The 14,568-nt window shown below is 65.9% G+C and carries 12 protein-coding genes; 1 reads left to right on the top strand and 11 read right to left on the bottom strand.

Translation table 11 applies throughout. From position 1 onward, the window contains the following. Positions 1-53 precede the first annotated feature (53 nt). From EF834_RS05875 to EF834_RS05860, 4 genes are all read right to left on the bottom strand, one after another. A complete protein-coding gene (locus tag EF834_RS05875) occupies positions 54-1,172 on the bottom strand; it encodes a ferredoxin reductase (protein WP_127946293.1) in 1,119 nt (372 codons plus the stop codon). 170 nt (positions 1,173-1,342) lie between these two features. Further along, positions 1,343-1,858, bottom strand: a complete 516-nt coding sequence (locus EF834_RS05870; RefSeq protein WP_127946292.1) for a DUF6912 family protein — start codon at positions 1,856-1,858, stop codon at positions 1,343-1,345. 45 nt (positions 1,859-1,903) lie between these two features. Further along, positions 1,904-3,346, bottom strand: a complete 1,443-nt coding sequence (locus EF834_RS05865) for a WS/DGAT/MGAT family O-acyltransferase (protein ID WP_127946291.1) — start codon at positions 3,344-3,346, stop codon at positions 1,904-1,906. Beyond that, the gene (locus tag EF834_RS05860) at positions 3,346-3,789 is read right to left on the bottom strand and encodes an HAD-IA family hydrolase (RefSeq protein WP_127946290.1); all 444 of its coding nucleotides are present in this window, start codon (positions 3,787-3,789) and stop codon (positions 3,346-3,348) included. The genes EF834_RS05865 and EF834_RS05860 overlap by 1 nt, the downstream gene beginning before the upstream one ends. 375 nt (positions 3,790-4,164) lie before the next feature. On the opposite strand from EF834_RS05860, the gene EF834_RS05855 reads away from it, so the two are divergent. Further along, positions 4,165-4,530 (top strand): Rv3235 family protein, encoded by a 366-nt coding sequence (locus EF834_RS05855; RefSeq protein WP_235871017.1) that lies wholly within the window; start codon positions 4,165-4,167, stop codon positions 4,528-4,530. A gap of 81 nt (positions 4,531-4,611) precedes the next feature. On the opposite strand, the gene secA is transcribed toward EF834_RS05855, so the two are convergent. The 7 genes from secA to EF834_RS05820 all read right to left on the bottom strand — a co-directional run bounded on the left by secA (position 4,612) and on the right by EF834_RS05820 (position 14,466). Then, a complete protein-coding gene (gene secA, locus EF834_RS05850) occupies positions 4,612-7,521 on the bottom strand; it encodes a preprotein translocase subunit SecA (protein ID WP_235871016.1) in 2,910 nt (969 codons plus the stop codon). Positions 7,522-7,709: 188 nt separating this feature from the next. Next, complete coding sequence (hpf, locus tag EF834_RS05845) at positions 7,710-8,381, bottom strand: ribosome hibernation-promoting factor, HPF/YfiA family (protein ID WP_127946287.1); 672 nt, start codon at positions 8,379-8,381, stop codon at positions 7,710-7,712. Between the two features lie 257 nt (positions 8,382-8,638). Then, positions 8,639-9,307, bottom strand: coding sequence for a ComF family protein (locus tag EF834_RS05840; protein WP_127946286.1), 669 nt, complete (start codon positions 9,305-9,307; stop codon positions 8,639-8,641). Between the two features lie 89 nt (positions 9,308-9,396). Continuing rightward, positions 9,397-11,154, bottom strand: a complete 1,758-nt coding sequence (gene lpqB / locus EF834_RS05835; protein WP_127946703.1) for an MtrAB system accessory lipoprotein LpqB — start codon at positions 11,152-11,154, stop codon at positions 9,397-9,399. 26 nt (positions 11,155-11,180) lie between these two features. Continuing rightward, positions 11,181-13,055 (bottom strand): MtrAB system histidine kinase MtrB, encoded by a 1,875-nt coding sequence (gene mtrB, locus EF834_RS05830; protein WP_127946285.1) that lies wholly within the window; start codon positions 13,053-13,055, stop codon positions 11,181-11,183. Then, entirely contained in the window at positions 13,052-13,729 is a 678-nt protein-coding gene (mtrA, locus tag EF834_RS05825; protein ID WP_127946284.1) for an MtrAB system response regulator MtrA, read from the bottom strand. The genes mtrB and mtrA overlap by 4 nt, the downstream gene beginning before the upstream one ends. Positions 13,730-13,797: 68 nt before the next feature. Further along, positions 13,798-14,466, bottom strand: coding sequence for a dTMP kinase (locus EF834_RS05820; RefSeq protein ID WP_127946283.1), 669 nt, complete (start codon positions 14,464-14,466; stop codon positions 13,798-13,800). Between the last annotated feature and the right edge of the window lie 102 nt (positions 14,467-14,568).

Below are 14,568 nucleotides of genomic sequence, written 5' to 3'. Positions count from 1 at the left end.
GCACTGCACTCACAGCGGCAGCGCCCGGGAAGCCCACGGCTTCAGGGGCACCGCTAGACCTCGAGGGTGCAGTCGCCCGCAGCAGCAGAGATACAGGTCTGGATGCGTTCGCCCTCGCTGTGTTCCTTGCCATTGCGCAGGTCGACGGCATGACCGGAGGCCAGCGGCACCACACAGGTCTGACAGATGCCCATGCGGCACCCGAACGGCATCTGGACACCGACCTTCTCCCCCACCTCGAGGAGCGTCGTCGCACCGTCGGCTTCCGCTTGCTTGCCGGACTTCGCGAACGTCACCGTGCCACCCTCCCCGGACAGATCGGCCCGCGAGACGGCGAAGCGTTCGAGGTGTAGCCGTGAAGCGATGCCCTCGCGGTCCCAGGTCTTCTCGATCTCGTCGAGCATCGCCAGCGGACCGCAGGCCCACGTCTGCCGCTCGCGCCAGTCCGGACAGACCTCGTCGAGGGACGACAGTGCGAACTGGCCCTGCGAACGGGTGTGCTGGGCATGACGCTGGAATGACGTCTGCGACTCACTAAGGGCAGCGAGCTCCTCGGCGAACATCACCGCCTCCTCCGTGGGCGCCGAATGGACGTGAACGACGTCGGGCAGCTCGCCGCGCCGGTTCATCGTCCGCAGCATCGACATCACCGGGGTGATGCCGCTTCCCGCGGTGAGGAAGAGAATCTTCTCGGGCGGCGGCTCGGGGAGCGCAAAGTTGCCGGTCGGAGCCGCCAACCGCACGATGGTGCCCGACGGCACACCCGTCACCAGGTGGCTCGACAGGAAGCCCTCGGGCATCGCCTTGACTGTGATCGAGATCAACTTGTGGTCGACGTTCGGAGCCGACGTGAGCGAGTACGAGCGCCAGTGCCACCGCCCGTTGACGTGGATACCGATGCCGACGTACTGACCGGGCTGGTAATCGAAGTCGAAGCCCCACCCCGGCTTGATCACCAAAGTCGCCGAGTCGGCGGTCTCAGGGCGGACTTCCACGATTCGTCCGCGCAACTCGCGAGCGGACCAGAGCGGATTCACCAGCTGCAAGTAGTCGTCGGGGAGCAGCGGCGTCGTCAACCGGGTGACAGCGCCACGCACCAGGTTCGCCACGGTGGACCGGTTCGAGCCCGCGCCCTTCACCGCCGGCGTCTCGATCCAGCTCTTGAGTCCCATCCGACCTCCATCTCGCTTCGAGCTATGGCCAGCGTAGGGCATCTAGCTACGGTTGCGTAAGTTACGTTCAGGTAGTGAGCCTCGGTGAGGATTCGCCGAGGCCGAGCTTGGCGAGGATTCTCCGTGAGGATTCGCCTCCGCCGAATTTGGTGAGGAATCGCCTCCGCGAATCAAAGCAACTCGAGCAGGAACGGCAGCTCCTGCGTGGCGTACCAGGCGAGTTCATGGTCCTCCGCGTCACCGAGCACGAATTCCGCGTCCTCGTCGCCCAGATCGGCTGCGTCGACCACTCCGACGGCATTCTCGACGTCGGCTTCTGCCTCGGCCAGATCGACGTGCACCGACGCGACCTGGGAGAGCGTGACGACATCACCGAGTCGGACCACCGCGTCGTCGAGGTCCGGCCGAGGGTTCGCGCTCTCGACGTCCGCGGCGATCACAGCACGTCGATACAGCGGCTTGGTGCCGTCACCCGCGTCCCCGAGAGCACCCGCGCCGATCAGTCGCAGCGAGGCACGCGCGGCCTCGGCCATCGCGACCTCGGAGAGTTCATCGTCGTCTCCGGAGTTGTACGCCTCCCGCAGCGCCGGGGTCACCGCGAAGGCGGTCCGGCTCACCGGGGACAACTCGCGATCGGCCACCAGTTGCCGGAGCATCGCGATGGTCGCGGGAATGTAGACCCTCACGCCCGACCTCCGGCCACGACCGTCCCGCACCGGGACAACGACCGCTCACCCACTGACATCCACCAACTCCTCGAGAGACTCCTGCAACGACGCGGCGACCACGTCCACGTCGGGCATGGCTTCGCGATCGGCATTCAAACCGTAGTGGACGTACCCGTCGTAGGACGTCAAACCGATGCTGAGCGTCTGATTCTTCAGGAGCGGGGACAGCGGATACATCTCGACCATCCGCATCCCCGCCAGATACAGCGGGATCTGCGGGCCGGGTGCATTGGTGACCATCAGGTTGAACATGCGCTGCGACAGGCTGCTCGCGACCCGGGCGCCGCGCGCGTGCAACGATGCCGGCGCGAACCCCGACAGCCGGATCATCGTCCGTGCCGTCACTTGCTGACTCTGTCGCTCGAACGCCTCCGTCGCGTGGGCGACGTGCGATAGTCGCACCACCGGATTCGGTTCGCCCACAGGAAGGTCTACCAGGAACGACGACGTCCGTCCGTGGGGTCGACCGGCCTCGCCGACCCCGCAGACGTCGACCACGCTCGTGCCCTTCGTGCCGGGACGGGCCTCACAGATCGACACGGGCACCATTGCTCGTAGTGTCGTCGCTTCCGATACCGGTTCGCCGCGTGAGAGGAGCCACGTCCGCAGCGCACCCGTCACCACGGTGAGGACAACGTCGTTGATCGAGCACTCGTAGCGGGCCCGGACCTTGCGGTAGCGCTCGAGTTCCGATCGAGCGACCGCGAACCGCCGACTCCGCGAGATGGGCGTGTTCAGTGGGCTCGAGGGCGCCGACTGCGTGGCCGTGCGCATCACAGCGACCAACTTGCCGAGCGCCTCTGTCGTCCCATCGACCACCGATGTCATGTCGCGCAAAGTCATTCGCAACGTTTCGACCCCCTCCCGGGGCTGGGACACCACATGCGCGAGCGCCGCCGCGACGAGGGCCGACTCCCCCGGCGCCGGCTCGGGTATCCACAGGTCGTCCGTCAGAGGCGGCGGGACTTCGTCCTCGTCGAGGATCACCTGGCTGATCTCGAGCGCCTGCTCGCCATCCACCAGCGCCGAGTGCGACTTGGTGTAAAGCGCGCACCGGTTCCCAGCCAGCCCTTCGATGACGTACATCTCCCACAGCGGTCGAGTGGTGTCCAGCGGCCGAGAAGTCAACCACGCCACCAGATCATGCAACTGGTCGTCGCTACCCGGCGACGGCACCGCCGACCGTCGCACGTGGTATGTGATGTCGAAGTCAGGGTCGTCGACCCAAACCGGCCGGGAGAAACCGAACGCGACCTCGCGTACCTTTTGCCGGTAGCGGGGTACCAGGTGCAACCGGCTTTCGATGAGGCGCAACACGGCTTCGAAGTCGAGTCCGGACTTCGGCAACTGCAGGATCGCGAGCGAACCCAGGTGCATCGGGGTGTTGCTCTCATCGAGAAAGTAGAACGACGCGTCCTGCGCCGTCAGCCTGGTCGCCCTCGCCATCAATGCCCCCTGCCCTTTGCGCCGCCGTCATCCGAATCGGAACGTATGCCCGAATCAAGAAGAATCGTAATCTCTTCCACGGCAGTCGACGGATCGATGTGGTGTACACCCACCATGCCCGCGGCCGCGGCTGCACGCACGTTGACCACCAGATCATCCACGAACACACAATCGCCCGGGTCGAGTCGGAGCCGCGCGGCCGCCAATGCGTAGATCCGTGGATCCGGCTTCGCCATCCCGACATCGCCGGACAACACGACGTCGTCGACGAACGCCCCCGCGAGATCTCGCAGTGCCTGCGCGCCCGGTCCGCCAGGATCGTTGCTCAGGATCGCGGTCCGTACACCGCGCCGGCGCGCATCGGCGACAACGCCTGCCATGAGCCCGGTATCCGCACCCGGTCCATCGAGGACCCCACCGAAGTCCAGCACCAATCCGCGCACGTCATCACCCTAGGACTCACCGCCCGTAATGACGAGACTTGTCGCCCCGGACCGGGTGCGCACTCTCGCTTTCGACGAACGAACGTGTCATGCTGAGCGCCAGATTCCGTCCTCTCCGCGGACTCGACCCGCAGGTACCGTCGGGCAACCGCCGGTACACGTCAACGATGCGTGCCGCCCGCCGTCATACCGGTGACCGCGGCACCGGAGAGGCACAGAATGAACGCAGGGCACCGATTCCTTTCCCGAGCACCACAATTCGAGCCACCAGCGAACGCCATCCCTGCTGCCGTACCGCGCCACGTACCTTCGACTCCGATCTCGTCGACGTCGCGGCGATCCCCGCACAGCGGCCGGTCGCCACAGCGATCCGCGGTGCACGACGACTCCGCACTGCACGACGAAAAGGTCACGCCCGAGGCGCGACGCTTCGCCGAGCTGGCCCTGCGCCTGACGCTCGAGGTGATGGACCGGCGACGGGTACCGGCCCAACTTCGCGCGGTCGCCGCGCCGGCCGTGGTCGACGTCGTCCAGTCCATTGCCCGGTCCGGGCACGCCGGGAATCGTCTGGGGACAGCGACCCTGGAGCGTGTCCGAGTCCGGCCGGTCCGGTCCGATGCGGCCGAGGTGTTCGGGACCTACACACGTGGACATCGGGTGTTCGCCATTGCCGCGCGTATAGAACGCGGCAATGGCGCACGTTTACCCGGATGGGCGCTCACGTCGCTGCGGATCGCCTGACCGACGTCCGGACGAGGCGCTCGGGCCGGGTTGTTGGTCCGGGCCGTCGATGGGCTGGGCCTCAGCGCTAGCGCTTGGGCCTCAGTGCTTACGCTTGGACTTCGGCGGGCGCTTGGACTTGGCCTCCGCCCGGGCAGCCTCCCGGCGCTCGCGGCGAGTGCCCGCCGGGACATCTGCGTCACCGGCAACTCGGTCACCGGCAACTCTGCTGACCTGAGCGCTGCCATCCTCCGCCGGACCCGACAGCGTCAACCCACGCGGCCTCTGTTCGTCGAGACCTTTGGCCCGGAGTGCGACCGGAGCCCGCGGTGGCTGCGGCTGGGGCTGGGCCTGCGGCTGGGGCTGGGCCTGCGGCTGGGGCTGGGCCTGCGGCTGGGGCTGGGCCTGCGGCTGGGGCTGCGGGCGAGCGGGCTCCGCCGGCCGCTGACCGCCGAGCGCCGGCCCGCCGGCCGCCGTGGCTGCAGCCGACGCCGCGTTCACGCTCACCTGAGCGCCGCTGGCCTGCGGGGTGCCAGCCTGCGGGGTGCCGGCCTCGACCTGCAGGTTGAACAGGAAACCGACAGATTCCTCCTTGAGGCCGTCGAGCATCCCGGTGAACATGTCGTAGCCCTCGCGCTGGTACTCGACCAACGGATCACGCTGCGCCATCGCGCGTAGTCCGATGCCCTCCTTGAGGTAGTCCATCTCGTAAAGGTGCTCGCGCCACTTGCGGTCCAGTACCGACAGCAGCACACGACGCTCGAGTTCACGCATGGCCCCCTCGCCGGCGACCTCGTTGATCTGCTGTTCCCGCCTGGCGTACGCGTCGCGCGCATCCTGCAGCAGCGCCTCGAGAAGTCCTTCGCGGTCGAGGTCGGACTCACCGGCCTCGGCGGAACCGACGAGTTCCTTGTGGTCGATACCGACCGGGTAGAGCGTCTGGAGCGCCGTCCACAACTGCTCGAGGTCCCAATCCTCGACATAGCCCTCGGCAGTCGCGCCATCCACGTAGGCGGTGATCACGTCGGTGATCATCGACTCCACCTGGCCTTCGAGGTCCTCGCCCTCGAGGATGCGGTGGCGTTCGGCGTAGATGACCGTGCGCTGCTGGTTCATCACCTCGTCGTACTTGAGGACGTTCTTTCGGATCTCGAAGTTCTGCTGCTCCACCTGGGTCTGCGCGCTCTTGATCGCCTTCGAGACCATCTTGGCCTCGATCGGGACGTCGTCGGGCAGGTTCAGGCGCGTCATGATCGACTCGAGTGCGGCACCGTTGAAGCGCCGCATCAACTCGTCACCGAGCGACAGGTAGAACCTGGACTCGCCCGGATCACCCTGACGACCGGAACGACCACGCAGCTGGTTGTCGATGCGGCGGGACTCGTGGCGCTCGGTGCCGAGCACGTACAGACCGCCCGCCTCGCGGACCCTCTCGGCATCCTCCTTGACTTCCAGGTTGACCTTCTCGAGGACGTCCTCCCAGGCCGCCTCGTAGTCCTCCGGGTTGTGCACAGGATCGAGACCCTGTTTACGCAGCGCAATGTCCGCGATGATGTCCGGGTTGCCGCCCAGCACGATGTCAGTGCCACGGCCAGCCATGTTGGTCGCAACGGTAACGGCACCGGAGCGGCCGGCCTCGGCGATGATGGTCGCCTCCTGCTCGTGGAACTTCGCGTTGAGCACGTTGTGCGCGACGCCGCGCTTGGTGAACTGCTTCGACAGGTACTCCGAGCGTTCCACGCTCGTGGTGCCGATCAGAACTGGCTGACCCTTCCCGTGCCTCTCGACGACATCGTCGACGACCGCGTTGAACTTGGCCTCTTCTGTCTTGTAGATCAAGTCGCCGTTGTCGGCGCGGATCAGCGGACGGTTCGTCGGGATCGGGATCACGCCCAGTCCGTATGTCTGGTGCAGCTCGGCGGCCTCGGTCTCGGCCGTACCGGTCATGCCCGACAACTTGTCGTACAGACGGAAGTAGTTCTGCAGCGTAATCGTCGCCAGGGTCTGGTTCTCGGCCTTGATCTCGACCTTTTCCTTGGCCTCGATCGCCTGGTGCATGCCCTCGTTGTAGCGGCGGCCGGCAAGGATGCGTCCGGTGAACTCGTCGACGATGATGACCTCACCGTCGCGGACGATGTAGTCCTTGTCGCGCTGGTAGAGCTCCTTCGCCTTGATGGCGTTGTTCAGATAGCTCACCAGCGGCGAGTTCGCGGCCTCGTACAGATTGTCGATCCCGAGCTGGTCTTCGACCAGCTCGACACCGGCCTCGTGCACGCCGATCGTGCGCTTCTTGATGTCCACCTCGTAGTGGACGTCCCGCTTCAGCAACGGCGCGATGCGTGCGAACTCGCCGTACCACTTGCTGGACGCATCGGCCGGACCCGAGATGATCAACGGGGTACGGGCCTCGTCGATGAGAATCGAGTCGACCTCGTCGACGACGGCGAAATTGTGGCCACGTTGCACCACATCGTCGAGGGTGTGGGTCATGTTGTCGCGGAGGTAATCGAAGCCGAACTCGTTGTTCGTGCCGTAGGTGATGTCGGCCGCGTACGCCTTGGCCCGTTGCGCGGGCGTCATACCGGACAAGATCACGTCGACCTCGAGCCCGAGGAAGCGGTGGACACGACCCATCCACTCCGCGTCACGTCGGGCGAGGTAATCGTTGACGGTGACCACGTGCACCCCGGCACCGGAAATCGCGTTGAGGTACGCCGGGAGGACGCAGGTCAGCGTCTTGCCCTCACCGGTCTTCATCTCGGCGACGTTGCCGAAGTGCAGCGCCGCACCACCCATCACCTGTACGTCGAAGTGGCGCTGGGTCAGGACGCGACTGGATGCTTCGCGGGCCACCGCGAATGCTTCAGGCAGCATCTCGTCCAGCGACTCGCCGTCGGCGAAGCGCTTCTTGAACTCGTCGGTCTTTGCCCGCAACTGCTCGTCGGACAGTTTCTCGACCTCGGGAGAGAGGGAGGAGACATGGTCGGCGATGTTCTTCAGCCGCTTCACCATGCGACCTTCACCAACACGGAGCAGCTTCGATAGCGACAGTGACGGCACAGTCCTCTTTGTCCTCAATCCGATGTCAGGATCCGCTGTCGGGTACTTGACAGCAGAATCCGGCCGAGGTCGGATGACCCCTGCCGGATCCCATGTTATGCGCAATCGCGGTCAAGCGAGTAGACCGACGGTCCGCGATGTCACGCCAGGCGAATCAACCCGTAGTCGAACGCGTGGCGGCGGTACACGACCGAAGGCCGGTCGGTCTCCTTGTCGTGGAAGAGATAGAAGTCGTGTCCAACCAGTTCCATCTCGTAGAGCGCGTCGTCGACGGTCATCGGCTCGGACGGGTGAACCTTCGTCCGAACGATCTGCCCCGGACCGGGCGGGGCCTCGCCGTCCAGGGAGTGTTCCCGATCGAGCGCCAGCGAATCGTCTTGTGCGAGAGTAGCTGTCGCCTGCGCCACGGAGACGGGAGTCTTCTCGCCGTAGTGGACGCGGCGCCGATCCTTCGTACGACGCAATCGGCTTTCCAGCTTGGCAGTCACGGATTCGAATGCCGCGTAGAAGCTGTCCGCGCTCGCTTCGGCTCGGACGACCGGCCCCTTGCCGCGAGCCGTGATTTCGACTCGCTGACAGCTCTTGGCCTGTCGGCGATTGCGTTCGTGCTGGAGCTCCACGTCGAAATGGAAGATGGTGGGATCGAAACGCTCGAGTCGTGCGAGCTTCTCGGAAACGTAGACCCGGAAATGGTCCGGAACTTCCACGTTCCGTCCTTTGACGACGATTTCGGCGTTACTGACGCCCGACGGAACTGAAGCCTCTGTAGTGTCCTCATCCACGAAGACCGAGGCCTTTGCAGGGGTCGTCACTCGTACCTCCCGATTAATGGCCGGCTCAGTTCGTGAGACCGGCGAGTTCGATCTCGACCGGGCGGGGGACCACCCGGCATCAGAATGTGGAATATCACCTCCCACCTGTGACTTCGGGTGTGAACGACGCTAGTACGTAACTGCTCCGTATGCCACTGTTCAGCCCTACTTCACCGGTGTGTCGTGCGAAACATTTGTCGCAATTGCCCTACTTCGCAGGGCAGAAGGTCCCGCCGGATCCTGCCGCGAATGTCCGATCACGCTGCGGCCACGACGAGCACACCTGTGACGCACAATCCGGAGGAGGCGAGGGTACGAACGGATTCCGCCGCTGTCGCTCCGGTCGTGACGACATCGTCGACGAGGACGACCTCGAGACGCGACACATCACCGTTGCGGGGCTGCGCCGGCGCTGAGGCCCTGATCCGGCCCGCCAGATTCTCTTGCCGCTGCGTCGCGGACAGCCCGACAGAGTCCCGTACACCCCGGCGCATGGACAAGATCGGCGCAACGCGACTGCCGTCACCGAGAGCATGAGCCGCGACACGGGCCGACCGCAGAACCGGGTCGCCGCCGCGGCTCCGCGCGGCACGGGGGCGCGTAGGCGCCGGCACGAGGAACAGCGACCCAGACCGGGGCGAAGCGAGTTCGCCCCACCGACGCAGGGCCTCGATCGCGTGAGCCAGAGCGAGGCCCAACGGGTCCGCGAGATCCCGCCGGCCGCGTTCCTTCGCCGCGATCACCGCACCACGACGTGGCCCCGAATACGGCCCGAGCGCCCATACGGGAACACCGGGGTCCACCCGGGGACATACCTCGACGGGGACGTCGGCCAGGGCGCGGCGACAACTGTCGCACCAACCGCTACCTGGCCTACCGCAGCCCCCGCATTCGATGGGCAGGACGAGGTCGAGGAGAGCGCGCACGCGGTCAGTGTGCCCGCAGCCCCCGACAGCCGTGGCCCAGATAGTCGTGGCTCACGACAAACAAGGCCCAGACAACCGCGGCGACCGGATCAACCTGGCAGCACCGGAATCGCGTTGGAACCGGCCAGTCCAGGCACCTCACGCCAGTACTGGTCACCCGCCGGGGCATTCTTCTTGAGCTCGAAGACCGCACGCGAGTCGGCGACGTACTCGGTGGTCGACGTGGCGTCGACCGCAACAACCGGCGACGTGAGATTCCGGCTAGGCAACGGATCCACCCGAGACCCGTCGACGGCCAACTGCACGACCGGAACTTCCGAACCCTCGCGGACCACGACTACCGTGTCCGCCGTGCTCCAATCGAGCGATACGGCGGGACTGCCCAGTCCGTGCGCGATGGCTTGGGGGTTGGTCAGCGAGTACCCGCCGTCCGCCGGGCGTGTCACCGTTGCGACGTACACATCGCCGTCCACGATCAGTGCGGCCCGCACGCCATCTCGGGACAGCCGGAGCTCAGTGATCGGCCCGCCCAACTCCGAGATTGCGCCACTCTCGACGTTGATCGTCGTGAGCTTGCCGGTGCCGGTCTCACGGACAACTCGCACAACCGTCGAGTCGTTCACCACAGCCCACACAGTGGAGCCGTCGAGCGCCCATGTGGGTCGAGTGATCGTTTGCGCTTCGAGTGCCGTCGCGACGTTTCCGTCGTACGTCCCCACGACGAAGGCCGTCTGCGGCTCCGACTCAGGCAGCCGTGTCTCGGCGACCGCGGCAGCCAGCGTCCCGTCCGGCGAAATCGTGGCCGAACGGAGGTTGTCCGACGCCCCGAAGTATCCGGGTACCGGCGTGACGCCGGCGTCACCGACGCTGATGAGTCCGCCCCCGTGCAGTGCGTGCAACCCGACGGTCGCACTCGCCGTCGCCAGCGGATTGAGCGAGGCGACGTCCGCCGTGGTCCATCCACTCGCGTAGCGCTCGTCGAGTGGTTGACTGTCGGCGAGCAGTACGTAAGGCCCCGCGATATCCGCGTTCGCCAGGGTCCAGATCACCTGCGCGGCAAGCAGTTCCCGAGACTCCACGCTCATCTGACCCAGACCCTGGAAGTCCACGCGAATTCCACCCAGCCCCACACCGACCCGAGACTGCTGGCCATCGGCCTTCGTGATCGGGCCGAGCACCGACACCTCGGAACCGAGTTCGTTGCGCACTGCCCCGGACAGCGACGACTTGGGCCCGTCGATGAGCAGGCCGATCAATTGGGTCGCCCGTTGGTCCTGACTCGAGGCAACCCAGCGTGGGTCCGGAACGACGGTCTGCGACGTCGGCTCGAGGAAGTAGAGCGAATTACGTTGGTAGGAACTCAGGAAGTCGGGGCGGTCCATGATCACGCCGTCAGGCAGGTCGTCGATACGCCACTCACCGTCGACCTTGACCCAACTGAACTTGGCCTCGTACCTTCCCTGCACCGCGCGGTACACGCCGCCCGGTTCGAGTTCGCCAACCCGGTTGGCCCGGACCGTGTAGACCGCATGATCGTCCGATCGCGAGTCGGTGATCAGGTCGATCTTGTCGACGATCGTCGCGCTCGCGGCATCGTCCCATCTGGCCGACATTTCCTTGGTGAGGTACTGGCGGGCCGCGAGGTGGCGGTTTGCCGGGTCCGCGGAGGCCTGTATGAAGTCCTGCAGCAACAGGTCCGGCTCTCGCCCTGGAGCTGGGGCGGCGACGCTCGTGTTGTGTGGCGACCTTTGAATTGTGCCGATTGCCTGGGGCGCCGACGAATCAGGGAGATTCGCACAGCCAGAGGCAAGGACGGCGAGCGTGAGCGCCACACCCGCGACGCGCAGGTATGCCCAGCGTGAAAGGCGCCCCCTCACGACTTCCGCTCCCGCACCCTCGGGACCGTCGGGGACTCGTCCGGATCCGGGTCGGGTTGCACAGCCACTGTCGATACCTCGGGAAGTCTGGATTGCACATCCGGTACAGGAGGCTCGGCAACGGCAGGCGTGGTCGCACCGCCGGGGGTTGCCTGCTCGGGACGCGCCTCCTCGGGAGAGGCATTCTCTGCCTCTGCCCGCTCTGCCCGGATCTCTGCTCCTACTCGCGTTCCGGGCAGCTGTTGGCCCTGCGCAGGTTTCCCGTTGCCCGGCTTGAGTGGCAGCGGACTGTGGGTGACCTTGCGCCCGCGCACACGCGGAAGAGTCAGCCGGAAGCACGCGCCGTGGCCGGGCTCGCCCCAGGCCTCCAGGGTGCCGTTGTGCAGGTTCGCGTCCTCGACGCTGATCGCCAGCCCCAGCCCCGTGCCGCCCGAACGACGCACGCGGGAAGGATCCGACCGCCAGAAACGGTTGAAGACCAACTTCTCCTCCCCCGGACGCAAGCCGATGCCCTGGTCACGCACGGTGAAGGCGACGGCATCATCGTCGGCCCGCAGCCTCAGCAATACAGGCTTACCCTCCCCATGGTCGATCGCGTTCGCCAGCAGGTTGCGCAGGATGCGTTCCACGCGGCGCGGATCCACCTCCGCGATCACCGGATCGTCGGGGAAATCGACGATGAGTTCGGTCGACGTCTCCCTGGCCAAGTGCCGAACCGTCGAGATCGCCGCCTCTGCACACATCCGCACGTCCAACTGCTCGGCCGCGAGTTCCGCGACGCCGGCGTCGTGCCGCGAGATTTCGAGCAGGTCTCCCAACAGGCTCTCGAACCGGTCCAGCTCCGTGACCAGCAACTCGGACGAACGCTTGAGGAGCGGGTCGAGGTCATCGCTGCTGTCGTGGATGAGATCCGCAGCCATGCGGACGGTCGTCAGTGGTGTCCTCAGCTCGTGACTCACGTCGGAGGTGAACCTCTTCTGCAGATTGCCGAATTCCTCGAGCTGCATGATCTGCTTCGACAGACTCTCGGCCATCTCGTTGAACGACATCGCCAGCCGCGCCATGTCGTCCTCGCCGCGAACCGGCATGCGTTCCTTGAGCCGGCCGTCGGCGAATCGCACCGCGATGCGCGACGCCGACCGGATCGGGAGCACCACTTGCCGCGCCACGAGCATAGAGATCGCGGCCAGCAGCACAGCGAGGACCGCACCACCGATCAACATCGTTCCACGCACGAGCGAGAGACTGCGGTCCTCACTGGCCAGCGGGAACACCAGGTACAGCTCGAGCGTGGATATGTCCGACGACGTAGGGCTGCCGATGACCAGCGCGGGACCCGAGTAGCCGTTCGGGTCGGACACCGTCGCGAACTGATAACTGATCTGGTTCGCGCGGACGAAGTCGCGGAGGCTCGTCGGGACCTCGTCCCACGGCCCGCTGTAGGTGGGTTCACGGGGTCCGTCGCCCGGCACGATGAGCACCGGGTCGAAGGTACCTGCGGAGCCTGAGCTCGGACCACCCTCGGGCTCGCGATTCGTCAGTGCCAGACGAGCGGAATCGAGCCGCAACTGCAGCGATCCACTGTCGTCAGCACCCGCGAGCTGCGCCTCGACGGTGCTGCGCGCCCGATCCATCTCCTCCGTCGCGGCTGTGACCTTCGCCTCGAGCAGCCGATCGGTGATCTGACTCGTGAGCACGACACCGAGGATCGTGATCACGATCAATGACAACGACAAGGTCGAGACGACGACCCTGAGCTGGAGTGACCGCCGCCAGAGGTGAGTAAGCCAGTTTCCCCATGCTCGACACCAGTGGATCAGCGACGCGAATGCCCGGTTGACACGCCGCCGGTTCCGACCGGCACCGATCACGGCGGTCCGGCCTTGTAGCCGACCCCCCTGACCGTCAGCACCACTTCGGGATTCTCGGGATCCTTCTCGACCTTCGCGCGCAGCCGCTGCACGTGGACGTTCACCAGACGGGTATCGGCGGCATGCCGGTATCCCCAGACCTGTTCGAGGAGGACCTCACGAGTGAACACCTGCCGCGGCTTGCGTGCGAGCGCGACGAGCAGGTCGAACTCGAGCGGGGTCAACGAGATGAGCGCGTTGTCGCGCGTCACCTTGTGGGCCGGGACATCGATCATGATGTCGCCGATGCTCAGGACCTCGGCCGGCTCCTCCTCGGTACGGCGCAGACGCGCGCGTACCCGAGCCACGAGCTCCTTCGGCTTGAACGGCTTCATGATGTAGTCGTCCGCACCGGATTCGAGACCGAGAACCACATCCACGGTGTCCGTCTTCGCGGTGAGCATGACGATCGGGACGCCCGACTCGGCCCGAAGCACACGGCATACGTCGATGCCGTTCATACCCGGAAGCATGAGATCCAGGAGCACTAGATCAGGCCGGGTCTCCCGGACAGCCGCCAAAGCCTGGCTGCCGTCCCCCACCACGTAAGGCTCAAACCCCTCACCGCGGAGCACGATGGTGAGCATCTCGGCGAGCGCTGTGTCATCGTCGACAACCAGAATTCTTGGCTTCATATCCCTATCGTTACATCTTCGAGGCTGCGAAACACGAATAAGGAGCATTCACTCCTGCGGAGTGCCGCCTAATGTTGCTGCGGCGTGTCGTCCCGTTGCTGTAAGTGTGCCAGTTTAGCCGCCAAAGCGCCCGGATCAGTATCGGGAGCGATCGTCCACCATGGCGAGCACCAGCCCGCAGCGGCCAACTCGCGGTAGACAGCATCCGTGCGAGCCTGCAGTCCGCTGTCCTTCTCGTAGGCGTCGAGTGCGCGCACGCTGTCCCCGGCCTCGCGCTGCCGTGCGCGCTCCCCCGCGAGCGCAACCGGCACGTCGAGGTGCATCTGCAGGTCCGGGCGCGGAAGCCCGAGACGTCCGAACTCGAGATCCTCGATCCAGGCAACGAACTCACCGTCGCCGTGCTGGTGCAGCCGGGCGGCGCCGTAGGCCGCGTTCGAGGCGACGTAACGGTCGAGGATCACGAGGTCGTGTGCCGCGAGGAGCTCCTTCAACTGCCCGGCCGCACCGGCCCGATCGAGCGCGAACATCACGGCCATCGCATAGACCGACTCGCTGAGATCACCATGGGCCCCCTTGAGCGCCTCCGAAGCGAGATCGGCATGGATTGAAGCACCGTAGCGGGGGAAGTCGAGCGTCGCCACCCGCAGACCCTTCTGCTCGAGCCGGGCGACGACCTTCGCGACAAGAGTGCGTTTGCCTGCGCCGTCGAGCCCTTCCAGGGCGATCAGAGTTCCCACGAGCGCCGAGCCTATCGGTGCTGACCACGGCCCCGCTACGACCGCGGCCGGGGATGGCAGGAAGCCATTCCCGGCCGCGCGTCGCGGCGGTCGGTGTGAGCT

Origin of the sequence: Rhodococcus spongiicola, from assembly GCF_004011835.1 — a bacterium.
GTDB classification, from domain to species: Bacteria; Actinomycetota; Actinomycetes; order Mycobacteriales; family Mycobacteriaceae; genus Prescottella; species Prescottella spongiicola.
Note: the sequence above shows the minus strand (reverse complement) of the source record. Positions and strands in the feature narration are given on the sequence as shown.